This window comes from Caballeronia sp. LZ016 (assembly GCF_031450805.1).
GTDB lineage: Bacteria > Pseudomonadota > Gammaproteobacteria > Burkholderiales > Burkholderiaceae > Caballeronia.
This window is the reverse complement of the sequence record NZ_JARTVY010000001.1, coordinates 55,335-73,228: the sequence shown is the minus strand read 5'-3', so window position 1 is coordinate 73,228 and position 17,894 is coordinate 55,335. Positions and strand designations below refer to the sequence as shown.

General features: G+C 64.5%; 15 protein-coding genes and 1 tRNA gene. 9 read left to right on the top strand and 7 right to left on the bottom strand.

The features are described 5' to 3' along the window. Positions 1 to 939 precede the first annotated feature (939 nt). Complete coding sequence (locus P9220_RS00345) at positions 940 to 2,085, top strand: exonuclease domain-containing protein (protein ID WP_309765320.1); 1,146 nt, start codon at positions 940 to 942, stop codon at positions 2,083 to 2,085. 31 nt (positions 2,086 to 2,116) lie between these two features. Here P9220_RS00345 and P9220_RS00340 read toward each other — a convergent pair whose 3' ends face one another. The 5 genes from P9220_RS00340 to pepN all read right to left on the bottom strand — a co-directional run bounded on the left by P9220_RS00340 (position 2,117) and on the right by pepN (position 7,653). After that, a complete protein-coding gene (locus P9220_RS00340; protein WP_309763049.1) occupies positions 2,117 to 2,719 on the bottom strand; it encodes a chorismate mutase in 603 nt (200 codons plus the stop codon). 210 nt (positions 2,720 to 2,929) lie between these two features. Continuing rightward, on the bottom strand, positions 2,930 to 3,079 hold the full coding sequence (locus P9220_RS00335) for a hypothetical protein (protein ID WP_309763048.1): 150 nt from the start codon (positions 3,077 to 3,079) through the stop codon (positions 2,930 to 2,932). 550 nt (positions 3,080 to 3,629) lie between these two features. After that, positions 3,630 to 3,705 (bottom strand) — tRNA-Thr (locus tag P9220_RS00330). A gap of 53 nt (positions 3,706 to 3,758) precedes the next feature. After that, entirely contained in the window at positions 3,759 to 4,778 is a 1,020-nt protein-coding gene (locus tag P9220_RS00325) for a class 1 fructose-bisphosphatase (RefSeq protein ID WP_309763047.1), read from the bottom strand. Positions 4,779 to 4,929: 151 nt separating this feature from the next. Next, the gene (pepN, locus tag P9220_RS00320; protein WP_309763046.1) at positions 4,930 to 7,653 is read right to left on the bottom strand and encodes an aminopeptidase N; all 2,724 of its coding nucleotides are present in this window, start codon (positions 7,651 to 7,653) and stop codon (positions 4,930 to 4,932) included. Positions 7,654 to 7,830: 177 nt separating this feature from the next. Here pepN and P9220_RS00315 point away from each other — a divergent pair, with 177 nt between their 5' ends. The 8 genes from P9220_RS00315 to P9220_RS00280 all read left to right on the top strand — a co-directional run bounded on the left by P9220_RS00315 (position 7,831) and on the right by P9220_RS00280 (position 15,955). Continuing rightward, positions 7,831 to 8,538, top strand: coding sequence for a DUF4136 domain-containing protein (locus P9220_RS00315; protein WP_309763045.1), 708 nt, complete (start codon positions 7,831 to 7,833; stop codon positions 8,536 to 8,538). A gap of 108 nt (positions 8,539 to 8,646) precedes the next feature. Beyond that, positions 8,647 to 9,363 carry a CDP-alcohol phosphatidyltransferase family protein gene (locus tag P9220_RS00310; protein ID WP_309763044.1) on the top strand — a complete coding sequence of 239 codons (717 nt, stop codon included), beginning with the start codon at positions 8,647 to 8,649 and terminating at the stop codon, positions 9,361 to 9,363. Next, entirely contained in the window at positions 9,360 to 10,172 is an 813-nt protein-coding gene (locus tag P9220_RS00305; RefSeq protein ID WP_309763043.1) for a 2OG-Fe(II) oxygenase, read from the top strand. Before P9220_RS00310 ends, P9220_RS00305 begins: the two co-directional genes overlap by 4 nt. Next, positions 10,169 to 11,185, top strand: a complete 1,017-nt coding sequence (locus P9220_RS00300; protein ID WP_309763042.1) for a flippase-like domain-containing protein — start codon at positions 10,169 to 10,171, stop codon at positions 11,183 to 11,185. Before P9220_RS00305 ends, P9220_RS00300 begins: the two co-directional genes overlap by 4 nt. A 24-nt stretch (positions 11,186 to 11,209) precedes the next feature. Then, positions 11,210 to 11,998 carry a phosphocholine cytidylyltransferase family protein gene (locus tag P9220_RS00295; RefSeq protein WP_309763041.1) on the top strand — a complete coding sequence of 263 codons (789 nt, stop codon included), beginning with the start codon at positions 11,210 to 11,212 and terminating at the stop codon, positions 11,996 to 11,998. Positions 11,999 to 12,022: 24 nt separating this feature from the next. Continuing rightward, entirely contained in the window at positions 12,023 to 13,720 is a 1,698-nt protein-coding gene (aepX, locus tag P9220_RS00290; RefSeq protein WP_309763040.1) for a phosphoenolpyruvate mutase, read from the top strand. Beyond that, positions 13,713 to 14,891: a phosphonopyruvate decarboxylase gene (gene aepY, locus P9220_RS00285; RefSeq protein ID WP_309763039.1), complete on the top strand. Its 1,179-nt coding sequence runs from the start codon at positions 13,713 to 13,715 to the stop codon at positions 14,889 to 14,891. Before aepX ends, aepY begins: the two co-directional genes overlap by 8 nt. Then, complete coding sequence (locus tag P9220_RS00280) at positions 14,891 to 15,955, top strand: 2-aminoethylphosphonate aminotransferase (RefSeq protein WP_309763038.1); 1,065 nt, start codon at positions 14,891 to 14,893, stop codon at positions 15,953 to 15,955. The genes aepY and P9220_RS00280 overlap by 1 nt, the downstream gene beginning before the upstream one ends. On the opposite strand, the gene P9220_RS00275 is transcribed toward P9220_RS00280, so the two are convergent. Further along, a complete protein-coding gene (locus P9220_RS00275; RefSeq protein ID WP_309763037.1) occupies positions 15,956 to 16,429 on the bottom strand; it encodes a hypothetical protein in 474 nt (157 codons plus the stop codon). A gap of 123 nt (positions 16,430 to 16,552) precedes the next feature. Continuing rightward, positions 16,553 to 17,881, bottom strand: a complete 1,329-nt coding sequence (guaD, locus tag P9220_RS00270) for a guanine deaminase (protein WP_309763036.1) — start codon at positions 17,879 to 17,881, stop codon at positions 16,553 to 16,555. Between the last annotated feature and the right edge of the window lie 13 nt (positions 17,882 to 17,894).

Genomic DNA, 17,894 nt, shown 5'->3' with positions numbered 1-17,894 from the left:
TGTGCGTTCCGACTGTAATTCATGCGTGGCGTATGGCTATACTGCCGTTTCTGCTTTCCGAAGCAGACTTTTTCGTTGACGGAAAAGATCTCCAAACTTTGTCAGCGCGACTTCCCGGTCGCGCTTTTTTTTCGCGGTCGCGCCGGCATGGGCCGGGAGGGCTCTAGGCCATGTTCCGTGGGCCTGTGCGGAGCGCCGGGTAGCCGTGTGAAAACGCTCGCCCGATAGTCCGCTACAGAATGTCCGTTGGCTCCGCCATGGCAGTAAGTTTTGCTGACGAACTCGATCGTGCCTTTCCGGTTCGAATTAACGCTGCTTATAAAATGAGTTGACGAGTGGGTCATAAATACACACAGCAATTGCGCGAATAAAGGCGGAGCGATGTAGTGGATTCATTCAGAATCCGTGTCCTGTGCATTTTCATAGCTATGAATCCGGTCGGCATTAACGGATTAATACGGCTGGAAACTAAATAATCGCGTGGAGGTTAAAAGAGTCCATGCGGAAAGCGCACAAAAAGTTTAGCGTGTTCAAGAGAGCCGCCGCCTTGGATCGCCCGGCAAGCTGGGCGCTCCGTCCGACGGGGCCGGCCGCCGGGCGGGTTTGTCGTCACTTTCCGTCGGACTGCACTACCACAACCAAAATACGGGTGGTGATAAATCGTCCGCAACGTAGGCGGCTGCGACAACCGGGTTATCCTCAATTGCTGATTATCTTCTGTGCTGTCGAATGGATAACGAATGCGCGAAGCCGAGGTCTCGCAGACCGTAAATCAGTGAAACTACTAACCAATGCGCAAATCGATATTAGCAAAAGTACAATTTGCCGATGTCAATGCGTTTTCCCACACTCCATCGCTGCGGGAAAACGCCGTACGTTAGAATGCACGATCCGATCGTCATCGCGATCTTCGATCCGCCTCAACCCAGCCGTCCCACGATGCTTCCCGACTCATTGCCCCAATCCGCACTGCCCGCCGAACCGATCGTTTTCGTCGATCTCGAAACCACGGGCGGCACGCTGGGCGTCGACCGCATCACGGAAATCGGCATTGTCGAGGCGGGGCCGCAAGGCGTGTCGCAATGGACATCGCTCGTCAATCCCGGCAGGCCGATTCCCGCGTTCATCCGCCAGCTCACCGGCATCGACGATTCGATGGTCCGCGACGCGCCCACCTTCGAGCAACTCGCCTCCGGCCTGATGGAGCGGATGAGCGGACGGCTCTTCATCGCGCACAACGCGCACTTCGACCACGGATTCCTGAAGGGCGAGTTCAGGCGTATCGGCATGCGTTTCTCGCCGGATGTGCTCTGTACCGTTCAGCTTTCGCGTGCGATCTATCCGCGAGAGACCCGCCATGGCCTCGATGCGCTCGTCGAACGTCATGCGCTGTTGCCTTCGGCGCGGCATCGGGCGCTCGCAGACGCCGATCTGCTATGGCAGTTCTGGCAGCATCTTCATGGCGCGCATCCGCAAGACGTGCTGCGCGCGCATGTCGAGCGCGTCACGCGACGGTTCCAGCTCGCGGCGCATATCGACGAAGACACGATCGAGCGTATCCCGGCGGGCTGCGGCGTCTATATGTTCTATGGCGACGATGACCTGCCGCTCTACGTCGGCCGCAGCGTGCGGCTGCGTCAGCGCGTGCGCTCCCATCTGACGGGGCCGCGGCGATCCGCGAAGGACATGCGCCTCGCCGCGCTCGTACGGCGTGTCGAATGGAAGGCGACGGGCGGTGAAATCGGCGCGATGCTTGCCGAAGCGCAGATGATTGCAACGCTGCGTCCGTCGCTGAATCGCGTTTCGAAGTCGCGCACCGGCGATGCGCGCGGCGCGCCGTGGCTGCATGCGGGCGCGATCGCGATCGAGGAGCGCGACGCGTCGACGGGCGCGCGCGCGTGGCATGTCGTCGACAAATGGCAGTATCTCGGGACGGCCGGCACGTTGACCGAAGCGCGGGCGTTATGCGTGGCCGCCACGCCGCAGGCATTCGACCTGGCAACCTACCGGATTCTTGCCGAGCGCCTTTCGCGGGGACTCGCCGTCACACCGCTCGCGCTCGATGCGCTCGTCAACGTAACGTAGCGTAGCGTCGCGCAATCCGACGCCGGTCGGTTCAACCAACCGCGCCCACACCGCCGGTCGCACACACATGTGACAACGCGCGCGAAAGCGGCGCGTTCATCGACGACTCATAGCGCGTCAGATGCTTCCAGCGCGCGACGCTGTCGGCGAGGCGAAGCGGGCAGTCGTCGGCATGACGAATCGGCTCGATGCGAGCCAGTGCGCTCAGCAGCGACCGCGTGAGCTGATCCAGTTTCGGCCGCGTATCACGGGCGAGATCGGGCGGCGTGCCTTCCGGCGCGGCCCGCACCGCGCGCCAGCTGGCGAAGAGGGCGTTTTGCACGTCCTTGCTGGCGTCGATCTGATCGCGGAAGAACTGTTGCGCGAATTCGGGGTCCACTTGCGCGGCGAGTGCCCGCTGTTCGACCTGTTTCAATAACGCCGCCTCACGCGGTTCGTCGGTAATCGGCTCGTGCTTCGCCCATTTCCAGCGCGCGACCGGTTCGGCCAAAGCCAGCCGTTGCGAAACCAGTGCGATGAGATTCGTGAACGCGGTGTCGTCGCCGTCGGCGTGCGCGGGCGTGACGAAGGCGAGGAAGAGCGCCGAAGCGGCGGTTATCGCGTGAAGGGAACGAAGAAGGGAAGGTCGGCGCATCGGTGATGGGCGGAAGCTGGCGAAACCGCCAGCATAGCGCAGCGACTTCAGCCGGCGAAACGGACGCGCGCCGGCCAGCGACGATCGACGATATTCGAGGGCGCGCGACGCCCGCCGGCGTCGAGCCGTATGCGGACTTCGGAGTCCGGGTGCGCCACGCGCAAGGGCGTCAGGATCACGTCGACGACAGGGCGATGAGATTCGCCGCCGTTATTTCGACGACGCCATCTTGCGCTGTTCGTCGAAGAACGCGCGCACGTGCTCCGGCAACTCGGTCGCGAGAAACTCGACCGCCACCGGCTCCGGGTCCGGCGAATACACTTTATCGGGCGTCGGGATCTTCGTCGGTTTCGCGTCCATGGTTCTCTCCTCGGGTGACGTCAACTGTTGCGTTGCTGCGGATGCGACCGTTCGCGTGAATCGCATCCTTACTAATCCAATACCACTTCCTTGTGTTTATGCGTTATCGGAATCGTCGCTGCCTGACTTGAGCGGCGCGTCCGACCCGGCATGATCTTTCGTGAGTCCTTCGGTAATTTGCGCGCGATGCCCTGCTTCGCATTCCGGTCGCACGACCCCGCCCGCCAAGGCGCGTGGCGTCTGTCCTTGCCGACGACGCCTGCCGCACGCTTCCAACTCTAGCCTTTCCTCTATAGGTATAACGATACCGGGAAACCATCGTTGACGACTCATGCTGCGGAGCGGAAAATGGGTCGCTCCTGTATGAAACCGCACATAACGCGCGAATTAGCCGGCGCGGTCAAGGCACGCCAAAACGGAACAGCGCGACAGCGAGATCCGCTGTGTGCGCCGAGCCAGGGAGTCGGATGAGTCGCGCCGAACCGCGAACGCAAAGCAAAAACCCGCGTCACTTGCGTGAACGCGGGTTTTTGTTTGATGCTGAATCTTGTGGTGCCGGAAAGAGGAATCGAACCCCCGACCTTCGCATTACGAATGCGCTGCTCTACCGTCTGAGCTATTCCGGCATCAGAGAAACAAGATTATAGCGAGCACCTTCTCGTTTTGGCAATAGCCTGAATCAAATTTTCTTTTCGAGATGGTAGCCGGTCACGCGCTCGACTTCGTTCTTCGAGCCGAGGAAGACCGGCACGCGCTGATGCAGGCTCGTCGGAACGATATCGAGGATGCGTTGCTCGCCATTCGTCGCCGCGCCGCCAGCCTGTTCGACGATGAACGCCATCGGGTTTGCCTCGTACATCAGACGCAGCTTGCCGGGCTTCGATGGATCGCGACGATCGGCGGGGTACATGAAGATGCCGCCGCGAGTCAGGATGCGATGCACGTCTGCGACCATCGATGCGATCCAGCGCATGTTGAAGTCCGCGCCGCGCGGGCCGTCCTTGCCCTCGTTCAACTCGCCAATGTAGCGCTGCACCGGCTCGTACCAGTGGCGGCTGTTCGACGCGTTGATCGCGTATTCGCGTGTTTCGGCCGGCACCTGCATATCGCGCTGCGTCAGCACCCACGAGCCCAGTTCGCGGTCGAGCGTGAAGCAGTTCACGCCGTTGCCGGTGGTCAGCACGAGCACCGTCTGCGGACCGTAGACCGCATAGCCGGCGGCCACCTGCGCCGAGCCCGGCTGCATGAACGCAGCTTCGGTCGGCTCCGCGCCGTCGGGGCAGCGCAACACGGAGAAGATCGTGCCGATGGATACGTTGACATCGATATTCGACGAGCCATCGAGCGGATCGAAGGTCAGCAGGTAATTGCCCTTCGGATAGCGGTTCGGGATCGGGAAGATCTTTTCCATCTCTTCCGACGCCATGGCGGCCAGGTTCCCGCCCCATTCGTTGGCTTCGAGCAGAATCTCGTTCGAGAGCACGTCCAGCTTCTTCTGCACTTCGCCCTGGACGTTTTCGCTGCCCGCCGAGCCGAGCGCGTCGCCGAGCGCGCCCTTGCTGACCTGGTAGCCGATCTGCTTGCAAGCGCGCGCGACGACTTCGATCAACAGACGCAGGTCGGCCGGCAGGTTTTGATGTTCACGCTGCTGCTCGATCAGATACTTGGTCAGCGTGGTACGGCTGGAGATGGAGGACATGCGGAGCTCCGTGAGCGTTTAGACGAATGTTCACGATTGTAACCGCTCGATTCGGTCATTCCTTATGACAGCGCCCGCCGATGCCCGCCATAAGCGAGAACGGCCGTCGCGCGAATGCTCGCGCGGCGGCCGTTCAGGCTGCTAGCAACGCTCAGGACGCCAGTGCTTTCTCCACGACTTCCCGTACGTCGCGTGACTTCACCTTCGACGCCACTTCGGTCAACGCCGCATGCATCTTCTCGCGAAGCTGCGGCGTGAAGCGTCGCCACATTTCGAGTCCGCGCGCGAGACGCGCGGCGACTTGCGGATTGAGCGCATCGAGCGCGATCACCTGTTCGGCCCAGAACGCGTAGCCGGAACCGTCGACGGCATGGAACTGGGCGGGATTGCCGCTGCAGAAGCTGAAAATGAGCGAGCGCGCGCGATTCGGATTCTTGATGTTGAACGCCGGATGCTGCATCAGCTCGCGCACGATATCGATCACCTTGCGATCCGCCCCGCCGCGCTGCGTCGCCTGCAGCGCGAACCACTTGTCGATGACGAGCGGCTCCTTCTCGAAGCGGCGATAGAAGTCTTCGAGCGCGGCATCGGCGACCGTCGCGCTCGCGCCTGCCGTCGCGCTCGCCAGCAGCAGCGCGGAAAGCGCCGCCGAGCGATCGGTCATGTTGTTGGCGTCGTCGTACTGTTTCTGCGCGAGCTTACCGCCGTCACGCGGATCGTCCAGCTGGCTCAGATAGGCGAGGGCCAGATTCTTCAGGCCGCGCTTGCCGGCGTCTTCGGGCGTCGGCCGATATTCGCCCGGCGTCCGGTTCGCCTCGTAGAGCGCGAGCCACTTGTCGCGCAGGCGCGACGCCAGTTGCCGGCTCATGAACACGCGCGCCGCATGCACAGCGGCCGGGTCGGACACGCTCATCTGCTCGGCCAGATAGCTCTCCGACGGCAGCATCAGCGCGAGCTCGCGGAATGCGGGCGTGAGCGTCGTGTCGTCGAGCACGCGGGCGAACGCGGCGATGGTTTCATCGTCGAGAGATAGCGTCTCACCCTTCGCCGCGCGTCCCGCCAGCGCGAGCAACTCGCGCGTCGCGAGCCGCTGACCGGCTTCCCAGCGGTTGAACGGATCGCTGTCGTGCGCGAGCAGGAACGCGAGCTGTTCATTGGTGTAATCGAAATCGACGATGACCGGCGCCGAGAAATTGCGCAGCAGCGACGGCAGCGGCGGCTCGTTCACATCGACGAACGTGAACGACTGTTCGCGCTCCGTGAGTTCGAGCACGCGAGTGGTGCCGCCCGGCTGCGGCTCGCCGTCGAGCCGCAGCGGCAGATCCGCGCCGTTCGCCCCGATGAGACCGACCGAGAACGGAATCAGCAGCGGTCCCTTCTGGGTCGCCCGCGCCGCCTCCGACGTCTCGCCGTAACCTTGCGCAAGCGTCAGCGTGTAGCGCTTCGCGGCGGCGTCGTACGATGCGCGCACCGTCACGCGCGGCGTGCCGGCCTGGCTGTACCAGCGCTCGTACTGCGCGAGGTCGCGCTTGTTGGCGTCGGCCATCGCGCGGCGGAAATCGTCGCAGGTCACGGCCTGGCCGTCGTGGCGCTGAAAGTAGAGGTCCATGCCGCGCCGAAAGCCGTCGCGGCCGAAAAGCGTCTGGTACATCCGCACGACTTCCGAGCCTTTCTCGTAGACGGTCATCGTGTAGAAGTTGTTGATCTCGACATAGCTTTCCGGGCGCACCGGGTGGGCCATCGGGCCGGCGTCCTCGGCGAACTGCATCTGCCGCAGCACGCGCACGTCTTCGATGCGCTTGGTCGCGCGGGCGGCCGCGCTCGCCGCGCCTTCGACATCGCCGGCGGCCATGTCGGCGGAGAATTCCTGGTCGCGGAACACCGTCAGCCCTTCCTTCAGGCTCAACTGGAACCAGTCGCGGCAGGTCACGCGGTTGCCCGTCCAGTTATGGAAATACTCGTGGCCGACCACGGCCTCGATGTTCGAAAAGTCGATGTCGGTCGCCGTCTCCGGATTCGCCAGCACGTACTTCGTATTGAAGATGTTGAGGCCCTTGTTCTCCATCGCGCCCATGTTGAAGTCGCTCACCGCCACGATCATGAAGCGGTCCAGATCCAGTTCAAGCCCGAAGCGCTTTTCGTCCCAGCGGATGGAGTGGATGAGCGAATCCATCGCGTGACGCGTCTTGTCGAGATCCTGCGGTTCGACCCAGACCTGCAGCAGCTTCTCCTTGCCCGAACTCGATTCGATGCGCTCTTCGAGGCAGACGAGCTTGCCCGCGACGAGTGCGAACAGATAGCTCGGCTTCTTGAACGGGTCTTCCCATTTGGCGAAGTGACGGCCATCGGGCAGATCGCCTTCTTCGAGCAGATTGCCGTTCGACAGCAGCACCGGATACGCCGACTTGTCGGCGCGCAGCGTGACGGTGTAGGTGGCCATCACGTCCGGGCGGTCGAGAAAATAAGTGATGCGCCGGAATCCTTCCGCCTCGCATTGCGTGAAGAAGTTGCCGCTCGACACATATAGCCCGGACAGCGTCGTGTTCTCGGCCGGATTGCAGATGCTTTCGATGACGAGTTCGAACGCGTCGCCGGGAATATCGCCGATCGACAGTCCGTGGTCGGTCACGTGGGCGTCGGCGTGCGGCTGGCCATCGATCGATGCGCTCACGAATTCGAGCTGCTCGCCCATCAGTTCCAGACGGGGCGCTTCGCCCGCGGCGTCCGGATTGCGGCGCAGGCGCATGGTGTTCTTCACGACCGTGCGCGACGGCACGAGATCGAACTCGAGCGCGACCGAATCGATAAGAAACGCGGGCGGCGTGTAGTCCTCGCGGCGGATAACAGCGGATGCGGTCGGTGCGGTGTTGGACATGGCAGGATCGTGTAGGTGGAATGGCGGCGCGGTCGCACGGCGGTACGGCACGAATGCGGGCGCGGCGGGTCGAACCATTGTACAAAACGGCTGGACGTCGTGAGTCCGATGCGAGCCGGCAAGGCTGGCAAGTGCTATCTATAACTAAGAAGGGCAGTCGACCAAGTGAGGAAGACCATGAATCTCCCGAAGTTTCCCCGGACGCTTGTTCGCGCCGTCTGCCTACTGGGCGCGCTGTGGCTCGCGGGCTGCACGAGCTACGTTCAGACTCGCGTGACCGCCTTCTCGGACTGGTCCGGCAGCGACGCGAACCGCACCTACGCGTTCGCGCGCACGCCCGAGCAGCAGAACAGCATCGAACAGGCAACCTACGAAGTGCTCGTCGCGAACGAGCTGGCGAGATATGCGTTCAAGCACGCGCCTGAAGGAAGCGCGCATTATGAAGTGGCGCTCGCGTATTCGGTGCGCGGCGATCTGCTGACCGTGCGTCAGCCCGTCTATTACGATCCGTGGCCGATGTACGGCTACTACGGCCGCCCGTTCTGGGGACCGTGGGGCGGCATGGGGCCGTACGGTCCGTGGGGACCGACGGGCTATGTCGACCAGAGCTATCCGGTCTTTATCCACGCGCTGCAGATTCGCATGACCGACCGCACGACGGGCCGCGAGGTCTACAAGGTGAGCGCGGTCAATTCGACCGGCGATGCGTCGCTCTTTCACGCGATGCCCTATCTCGCCCGCAGCGCGCTCGCCGATTTCCCGCTCGGCAACGGCACCGTGCGCACGGTGACGCTGCCCGTGGATCAGAGCGGCGGCGTCGGTAACGAAACGGCGGCGTCGGTCGGCTCGAACGCCGGCGGCGCTGCGGCCAAAAACGTCGAGTGAAACGGGCTGGGTGAAACCCGGCGAACCCTGACGGAACGGGGCGTTCGCAGTCGCCGGCGGCAGCCCGCACCCATGCAGTGCGGCCCGATTAGCGATATATTCGCGGTCATGACTAAACCGTGTCCGCCCGACCCCAAAACCGTTCCGAAGCCCTCCACGTGGGACGCGCGGCTCGCCCGCGCGCTGGTCACGCCGCTCGTCGGCACGCCCGTCACGCCGAACCATCTGACGACGCTGCGCCTTGTTATCGGCCTCGCGGGAGCGTACTGCCTTTCCCTCGGCGATTTCTGGCTCTGCACGCTCGGCGCGTTGCTGATCGCGCTGTCCAATTTCGTCGATCACACCGATGGCGAGCTCGCGCGCATCAGCGGCCAGTCGAGTAAAATCGGGCACTTTTACGACCTCGCGTCCGACGCGCTCATTACCGTGCTGCTGTTTGTCGGCATCGGTTTCTATGTGGCGGAGCATCATCCGTCGATGGCTGCGGCGGCGCAGTGGCTCGGCGGCGTCGCGGGCGTTGCGGTCGCGATCATTTTCTTCTTGCGCATGCGCGTCGAGTCGATGGTCGGCAAGTCCGGCACGAGGCAGGCTTCGATGGGCGGCTTCGAGACCGAAGACGTGCTGTACCTGCTGCCGGTCGTGACGATCCTCAACGGCATGACGCCGTTCCTGATCGCCGCATGCATCGGCGCGCCGCTGTTCGCGGTGTATGTCGCGGTGGACTATCGGCGGGTCGTGAGAAGCGTGCATGCCAACGCACAGGCCGCACAGGCCACACAAGCTGCGCAGGCGAAGGACGGCAACGATTTCCAGGCGGTGAGATGAGCGATACGGCAACCCCGGTCAACAACCTGCAACACGAACAGCATGCAACGCACGCCGGCCGTCCCACGCGGGACGAAATCGACGCCACGCTGAACGCCCGGCTCGCGGGGCTGCAGACGCCCAAGCTGCATGCGGACTACGAGAAGCAGGGCTCCTTCCTCTATCTCGACGACTTCCTGCCGCGCGAATACACCGAACGCCTGATCGCCGCCGTTCACGACGTGACGCCGGCCGTGAACCGCAACTATCTGCCGGGTCACAAGGCGGGCGGCAGCGTGAGCCGCCACACGCTCGACAAGCTCGCGCCGTTCATCGCGGACCTGTACCGGTCCGAGGCGCTCATCAAGTGGCTCGAAGCCATCAGCGGCGACAAGCTGCAGCTCTCGCCCGAAGACGACCCGCACGCCTACGCGCTGTATTTCTACACGCGTCCGGGCGATCACATCGGCTGGCACTACGATACCTCGTACTACAACGGCCGCCGCTACACGATGCTGCTCGGCGTCGTCGACCATTCTTCCTGCCGCCTCGACTACGAACTGCACACGCGCACGCCGAACGCGACGCCCGAGCCCGGCTCGGTGCAGTATCCGCCGGGCGCGCTGGTGTTCTTCGACGGCGACAAGCTGCGCCATCGCGTCACGCCGCTCGGCGAGAACGAAATGCGCGTGTCGCTCACGTTCGAATACGTGACGAATCCGAACATGCGGCCGTTCCAGCGCTTCATTTCGAACATGAAGGATTCGATCGCCTACTTCGGCTTCCGGCAGGTCTTTCGCCGCAAGGGCGGCAAGAACGGACAGGCATGAGCCGCGCCGGAACGTTCATGCTGTCGGTCGGCGTGGTGTTGTTCATCGCGCTGCTCGGCTGGCAGGGCTTCGGTTCGGTGGCGTCGACGCTCGCCGCAGCGGGCTGGGGTCTCGTCGCGGTCGCGGCCTTTCACTTCGTGCCGCTCATGCTCGATGCCGGCGCGATCAGCGTGCTCTTCTCAGGCAAGCAACGCGATGTCTCCCTGCGCGATGCGCTGCTCGCGCGCTGGGCGGGCGAATCGGTCAATAGCCTGATGCCCGCAGGCCAGATCGGCGGGCCGATGCTGATGGTCCGCCATCTCTCGCAGCGCGGCATGCGTGCGCGCGACGCCGCCGCCGTCATTACGGTCAGCACGACGATGCAGACGGTCGGCCAACTGATCTTCGCGCTCGTCGGCGTCGTGCTGCTCACGGATCACGCGGCGGGCGGATCGTCGACCGTCGTGTCGATCGCAGTGCTGGCGGTCGTCGCCGTGATCGGCGCGCTCATTTTCGGCTTCTATCTCGCGCAACGGCGGGGCCTCTTCGGCCGCGCGATGCGCTTCGTCTCCGGCATCGCGGCGCGCTTCTCGAAGAAGCGCGACTGGTCGTCGCTGGTTTCCCGCGCCGAAGCGGTGGACACCGCCGTGCACGCGCTCTATCGCGAGCGCGGCAAGGTCGCCGCGAGCTTCGGCCTGAGCCTCATCGGATGGATCGTCGGCACCGGCGAAGTGTGGCTTGCGCTGAACGTGCTCGGCCATCCGGTCGGGCTGACCGAAGCGCTGCTGCTCGAAAGCCTCGGCCAGGCGATTCGCGGCGCGGCCTTCATGATTCCCGGCTCGCTCGGCGTGCAGGAGGGCGGCTATCTGCTGCTCGCGCGGCTCGTCGGCCTGCCGCCCGAAGCGGCGCTCGCGCTGTCGCTCGCCAAGCGCGCGCGGGAACTGCTGCTCGGCGTGCCGGGCATCGTCTATTTGCATTTCGTTGAGAAGGGCTGGCAGCGCCGCCGTCTTGCGCGCGTGCCGGACATCGACTGATCACCCTCGAAGAGAAACACAAGCATGCGCGCAATCATTCTTGCGGCCGGGATGGGCTCGCGTCTCGGTCAGCCCGACGGCCAGCAAAAACCGAAGTGTCTGCTGCGCTTCAAGGACAACATGGGCGACGGTTCGGGCGATGCCTCGCTGCTCGAACGCCATCTGCATTTTCTGAAGAACGCGGGCGTCGACGAAATCGTCTTCGTGACGGGCTACAAGCACGAGCAGATCGATGCGGAACTCGCGGGCATCGACTGGAAGCCGCGGACTTCGACCATCGTGAACGACGAGTACACGCTCGGCAGCGTGCTGTCCGTCCACACGGCGCGCGATGCGATGACGCGCGGCGGCGACGTGCTGCTGATGGACGCGGACGTGCTCTACGATGAGCGCATCGTCGAGCCGCTCGTGGCGGGCGGCTCGGTGAACCGTCTGTTGATCGACCGCGATTTCGAAGCCGGCGACGAGCCGGTGAAGCTGTGCGTCGAGAACGGCGTGCCGGTCGAGCTGCGCAAGCAGGTGGCGGCGGGCCTCAAGTACGACACCATCGGCGAATCGGTCGGCTTCTTTCGCTTCGACGAAAAGACGGCCGCGCGTCTCGCCGATATCGTTGCGGACTACGTGCAGACGGGCCGCGCGAAGCTGCCGCACGAAGAAGCGGTGCGCGACCTTCTGCTAGAAAAACGCCACGTGTTCGATATCGCCGATGTCACCGGCGCACCGTGGATCGAGATCGACTTTCCGAACGACGTGAAGCGCGCGGCCGATGAAGTTCTGCCGCAACTGCATCCGCTGCGTCAGTTCGCAGGCTAAAAGGACAAGAGGAGCAATTCGACAATGAACGCACCACGCACTATCCCGGTTGGCTATTCGCGCACGATGCGCCTGCGCGAGATGCTCACGAGCAATCGCCTCGAATTCCTGATGGAAGCGCACAACGGCATTTCCGCGCGCATTGCGAAGGAAGCGGGCTTCAAGGCGATCTGGGGCTCGGGCCTTTCCATTTCCGCGCAGTTCGGCGTGCGCGACAACAACGAGGCGAGCTGGACGCAGGTCGTCGATAACCTCGAATTCATGGCGGACGCGAGCGATCTGCCGATCCTGCTCGACGGCGACACCGGCTACGGCAACTTCAACAACGTGCGCCGGCTGGTAAAGAAGCTGGAGCAGCGCGGCATCGCGGGCGTGTGCATCGAAGACAAGCAGTTTCCGAAGACCAACAGCTTCATCAACGGCGAAGCGCAGCCGCTCGCCGACATCGACGAATTCTGCGGCAAGATCAAGGCCGGCAAGGATTCGCAGAGCGATCCCAACTTTTCCATCGTCGCGCGTGTGGAAGCGCTGATCGCCGGCTGGGGGATGGAAGAGGCGCTGAAGCGCGCCGAGGCGTATCGCCAGGCGGGCGCGGACGCGATCCTCATTCACAGCAAGCTCTCGAAGCCCGACGAAATCCTCACGTTCGCCCGCGAATGGGCCGGGCGCGGTCCGCTCGTGATCGTGCCGACGAAGTACTACAGCACGCCGACCGACGTGTTCCGTCAGGCGGGCATCAGCACGGTGATCTGGGCGAATCATCTGATTCGCGGCGCGGTCTCCGCGATGCAGGCGATCGCCAAGGAAATCCACGACAGCGAGACGCTCGTCAATGTGGAAGACCGCATCGCGTCGGTGAACGAAATTTTCCGGCTGCAGGACGCGGACGAATATTCCGCCGCCGAGAACCTGTATCTGACGGCGGCCAACGAAAAGCGCGGCGCGGTCGTGCTGGCGGCGAGCCGCGGCGCGGGCCTGGAAGCGGTGACGGCGGATCGCCCGAAGGTGATGCTGCCGGTCGCGGGCAAGCCTCTGCTGCGCCATCTCGCGGAAGCGTTCAAGAAGGAAGGCATCAACGACATCACCGTGGTCGGCGGATATCGCGCGGACGCGATCGATGCGTCGGGCATTCGCCTCGTCGTCAACGAGCAGCACGAATCGACGGGCGAGCTCGCGTCGCTCGCGTGCGCGGCGAAGCACATCACCGGCGATACGGTCATCTCCTACGGCGACCTGCTGTTCCGAAGCTACATCCTGCGCGATCTGGTCGAATCGGAAAGCGACTTCTGCGTCGTCGTCGATTCGTCGCAGACGCCGCACGCGGGCGCATCCGCGACTGACTTCGCCTATTGCTCGACCGCCGACGACCGCGCGCTTTTCGGCCACAAAGTGTGGCTCGAAAGCGTGGTCGGCGCGGGGCAGGCGCTGACCGAAAGCCGCGCGCCGCAAGGCCGCTGGATGGGCCTCATCAACGTGCGGGCGGGCGCGCGCGAGCGTTTCACTGCGACGCTCTCGCAGCTTCGGCAACGCCCCGACTTCGACACTCTCGACATGGCCGCGCTGCTCAACGCGCTGATCGCGTCGGGCGAGAAGGTGGAAGTGCAGTACGTGCACGGCCACTGGCGCGGCGTCAACGACCTCGACGACTTCCGCCGCGCCGGCGATTTCGCGCACGGTCAGACGCCCATCGGTTCGGAAGGATTGGAGAACGCGCATGATTGAAGCAGCGGAGTTCGTCGAAGCGGCGCGCGCGCACGGCTTCGACTGGTATGCGGGCGTGCCGTGCTCGTTTCTCACGCCGTTCATCAACTACGTGTTGCAGGACGAATCGCTGCATTACGTGTCGGCGGCCAATGAGGGCGACGCCGTCGCGCTGATCGCCGGCGTCGCGCTCGGCGCCGGAAACGAGGCGGGCAAGCGTCGCGGCATCGCGATGATGCAGAACTCGGGCCTCGGCAATGCGGTGAGCCCGCTGACGTCGCTCACGTGGACGTTCCGGCTGCCGCAGCTTCTGATCGTCACGTGGCGCGGACAGCCGGGCGTCGCCGACGAACCGCAGCACGCGCTGATGGGCCCGATCACGCCGCAGATGCTCGACACGATGGAAATCGCGTGGGAGCTGTTCCCGACCGAAAGCGATGCGATCGGTCCGGCGCTCCATCGCGCGACCGAGTACATGGACCGCACCGGCCGTCCGTATGCGCTCGTGATGCAGAAGGGCAGCGTCGCACCTTATGAGCTGAAGAAGACCGGCCTGTCCGGCGTGCACGCATCTGGCGAACCGGCCGCCGTCGCGCGCTTCGATGGCGAGCGCGTGTCGCGCCGCGATGCGCTCCGGCGCGTGATCGCGAGGACGCCGAAGGATTCGACCGTCGTGCTCGCATCGACGGGCTTTTGCGGCCGCGAACTGTACGCAATCGACGACCGCGAGAACCAGCTCTATCTGGTCGGCTCGATGGGCTGCGTCACGCCGATGGCGCTCGGTCTCGCGCTCTCGCGGCCGGACCTCACCGTGGTCGCGCTCGATGGCGACGGCGCGGCGCTGATGCGCATGGGCGCGTTCGCGACGCTCGGCGCCTATGGCCCGTCGAACCTGCTGCATCTGCTGCTCGACAACGGCGCGCACGAATCGACGGGCGGACAGGCGACCGTCTCGCGCGGCGTCGACTTTGCGTCGATCGCATCGGCGTGCGGCTACGCCCTCGCGCTCGATGGCGACGACATCGGCGTGATCGATCGCCTGTTCGAAGCCGATGCCGCAGCCGATGCCCGCCGAGGCGCACGCTTCGCGCGGCTGTCGATCGACACCGGCACGCCCGCTGACCTGCCGCGCCCGAAGATCACGCCCGAGGACGTGCGCGCGCGCCTGCAACGACACATCGGAGAACGCTGATGCTGCTGCTCAATCCCGGTCCCGTCACGCTGACCGAGCGCGTGCGCAAGAGCCTGCTGCAAACGGACCTGTGCCATCGCGAGCCCGAGTTCTTCGATCTTCAGGACGAAGCGAGAACGCGCCTCGTCGCCGCCTATGAACTCGATCCCGCGAAGTGGACCGCCGTGCTGATGACCGGCTCCGGCACGGCCGCCGTCGAAAGCATGGTGGCGGGCATCGTGCCGGAAGGCGGGCGTCTGCTTATCGTGGAGAACGGCGTCTACGGCGACCGCATCGCGCAGATTGCGAAGCAGTACGGCATCGAGCATGAAGTCGTGAAATACGAGTGGATGCAGGCGCCCGACATCGACGCGATCGTCGCGATGATCGACGCCCGGGCGTTCACGCACGTCGCGATCATCCATCACGAGACGACGACCGGCCGCCTCAACGCCATCGATGCGCTGTCGCGCGCGTGCGCCGCGCGCGGCGTGGGCTTGCTTGTCGACGGCGTCAGCAGCTTCGGCGCGGAAGCAATCGATTTCGACGGCGGGGGCATCGTCGCGGTGGCGGCGACGGCGAACAAGTGCCTGCACGGCGTGCCCGGCGCGGCGTTCGTGATCGTCCGGCGCGATGCGCTGGAGAAGGCCGCGAGCCGCACGTACTACCTCGGCATCGCGCGGCTCGCGAAGCTGCAGGACGAGCGCAACACGCCGTTCACGCCGTCGGTGCATGCGTACTATGCGCTCGTCGAAGCGCTGCGCGAGTTCGAGGACGAGGGCGGCTGGCGCGCTCGGCATGCCCGCTATGCGGCGCTCGCCGAGCAGGTGCGCGCGGGGCTGGCCACGCTCGGCATCGAAGGCGCGTTGCCGGCGGAGGAATCGTCGGTGGTGTTGCGCGCGTACCGGCTGCCCGAAGGCGTCACGTACGAGACGCTGCACGATGCGCTCAAGGCCAGGGGCTTCGTGATCTACGCGGGGCAGGGCGGTTTGTCGAAGAGCCTGTTCCGCATCTCGACGATGGGCGCGCTCGCTGCGGGCGACATGGACCGGCTGATCGCAGCGGTCGGCGAACTGCTGCGCTGATCAGGGCTTGCAGAAGATCGCGGTGATGAACGGCGCGACGTGGTGCACCACCGCGTCGCTGCCGGCTTCGCGTACGCGCTGCTGCACTTCGTCATCGCCGCCCCACACGACTGCGCCATACGCCGCATCGCCAATCGGTTCGCCCTTTCCTTGCCTGAAGAGCGGATCGTCCTTCTGATACGCCACCAGCGCGTAGACCTTGAAGCCGTAAGCGGTCAGCGCCGCGCCTTTGACCGGCCGGAACGCGTTGATCGAATTCGGCTCGACGCGCATGGCTTTCTTTTCGAGCAGGCCTTCTTGCTGAAGCGGCGCGATGAAGTCATGCGGCGTCGACTTGCAGTCGAGTTGCGATTCGATGGCTGTCGCTGTCGCTGCCGCTGTCGCTGTCGCTGCCGCGTGCGCGAGCGACGGCGCGACGAAGGCGGTCAGCGCGAACGGCCAGGCAAGCGAGAATAGTCGAGCGGCGAGCGTCATGGCAAAGTGACGTGATGGGGTTCAGGCACTTTAACGACAACGCAAGAATCGTGCATGAGCCGCGCCGTCGCGAAGCCGGTTGGAACCCGATCGAACCCGACCGAAGCGGATCGAAGGCGCGCGTCAGGCTGCCAGTTCGAGCCTCGCCGTCTTGCGCTTGTCGCGCGAATGCACGCGTTTGCCCGCCGCATAGGTCTCGAACACCGCGCGATCGTCGCCTAGCAGCGCGAACGCGAACAGCAGTTCCTCGAGCGATTGGACGCGCGCCGTGCGCCGCGCAAGCAGCGGCGTCGCGGATGGATCGAGCACGACGAAATCCGCTTCGCTGCCCGCCGCGAGCGTGCCGATGGTGTCGTCGAGGTCGAGCACGCGCGCCGCGCCCGTCGTCGCGAGCCAGAACATGCGCGTCGCGGTCAGATGATGTCCCGTCAGCCGCGCGACCTTGTGCGCTTCGTTCATCGTCTGCAGCATCGAAAACGACGTGCCGCCGCCGACATCCGTCGCCAGCGCCACCGGCATCTTCGATGCGCCCGCTTTCTCGAAATCGAACAGGCCGCTGCCGAGAAAGAGGTTCGATGTCGGGCAGTGCGACGCCACCGCACCGGTTTCGGCCATGCGCTGACGGTCCGTATCGTCCAGATGGATGCAGTGTCCGTACACCGCGCGCCGCCGCAGCAAGTTGTAGTGATCGTAAATGTCGAGATAGCTGCGATGCCCCGGGAAGAGGCTCTCGACCCACTTGATCTCGTCCGTGTTCTCGGCGACGTGGCTCTGAATGAACACGTCGTTGTGCTTTTGCGCGAGCGCGCCGCACGCTTCGAGCTGCGCTTCCGTGGATGTCGGCGCGAAGCGCGGCGTCAACGCGTAATGCTGGCGTCCATGTCCATGCCAGCGCGCGATCAGTTCGGCGCTGTCGTCATAGCCGGATTGCGCGGTGTCGCGCAGGAACTCGGGGCAGTTGCGATCCATCAGCACCTTGCCCGCGACCATGCGCAGATTGCGCGCATCGCTTTCGGCGAAGAACGCATCGGCGGATTGCTTGTGGACGGTGCAGTAGACGAAGGCCGTCGTCGTGCCGCACGCGAGCAGTTCGTCGAGGAAAAAGCTCGCCGTTTCGCGTGCGACAGCGGCGTTCTCGAAGCCGCGTTCCACCGGAAACGTGTATGTGTTGAGCCACGGCAACAAGCCCGATGCCGGCGACGCGATCATGTCCGTCTGCGGATAGTGGATGTGCGAGTCGATGAAGCCCGGCACGATCAGCTTGTCTCGCATCGTGTGGAGAAACGCGTCGGCGTTCAGCCTGTCGCGCAGCGACGCATACGCGCCCGCCGCGCTCACCTTGCCGTTCTCGACGATCAGCAGGCCATCGGCCTCGTGCACCGCGCCGTCGGCGGCATGCGCGGGGTCATCGCGAAAGGTCAGCAACTGCGCGCGGTAGGCGGTCTGAGTCATGGTGCAACGTCTC

Bases quoted from the DNA above. Each gene is read 5' to 3' on its own strand.
- P9220_RS00340 (WP_309763049.1), bottom strand. From the start codon at position 2,719: ATGCGCCGACCTTCCCTTCTTCGTTCCCTTCACGCGATAACCGCCGCT.
- aepY (WP_309763039.1), top strand. From the start codon at position 13,713: ATGATTGAAGCAGCGGAGTTCGTCGAAGCGGCGCGCGCGCACGGCTTC.
- P9220_RS00335 (WP_309763048.1), bottom strand. From the start codon at position 3,079: ATGGACGCGAAACCGACGAAGATCCCGACGCCCGATAAAGTGTATTCG.
- P9220_RS00275 (WP_309763037.1), bottom strand. From the start codon at position 16,429: ATGACGCTCGCCGCTCGACTATTCTCGCTTGCCTGGCCGTTCGCGCTG.
- aepX (WP_309763040.1), top strand. From the start codon at position 12,023: ATGAACGCACCACGCACTATCCCGGTTGGCTATTCGCGCACGATGCGC.
- P9220_RS00315 (WP_309763045.1), top strand. From the start codon at position 7,831: ATGAATCTCCCGAAGTTTCCCCGGACGCTTGTTCGCGCCGTCTGCCTA.
- P9220_RS00295 (WP_309763041.1), top strand. From the start codon at position 11,210: ATGCGCGCAATCATTCTTGCGGCCGGGATGGGCTCGCGTCTCGGTCAG.
- guaD (WP_309763036.1), bottom strand. From the start codon at position 17,881: ATGACTCAGACCGCCTACCGCGCGCAGTTGCTGACCTTTCGCGATGAC.
- P9220_RS00345 (WP_309765320.1), top strand. From the start codon at position 940: ATGCTTCCCGACTCATTGCCCCAATCCGCACTGCCCGCCGAACCGATC.
- P9220_RS00325 (WP_309763047.1), bottom strand. From the start codon at position 4,778: ATGTCCTCCATCTCCAGCCGTACCACGCTGACCAAGTATCTGATCGAG.
- P9220_RS00300 (WP_309763042.1), top strand. From the start codon at position 10,169: ATGAGCCGCGCCGGAACGTTCATGCTGTCGGTCGGCGTGGTGTTGTTC.
- P9220_RS00310 (WP_309763044.1), top strand. From the start codon at position 8,647: ATGACTAAACCGTGTCCGCCCGACCCCAAAACCGTTCCGAAGCCCTCC.
- pepN (WP_309763046.1), bottom strand. From the start codon at position 7,653: ATGTCCAACACCGCACCGACCGCATCCGCTGTTATCCGCCGCGAGGAC.
- P9220_RS00280 (WP_309763038.1), top strand. From the start codon at position 14,891: ATGCTGCTGCTCAATCCCGGTCCCGTCACGCTGACCGAGCGCGTGCGC.
- P9220_RS00305 (WP_309763043.1), top strand. From the start codon at position 9,360: ATGAGCGATACGGCAACCCCGGTCAACAACCTGCAACACGAACAGCAT.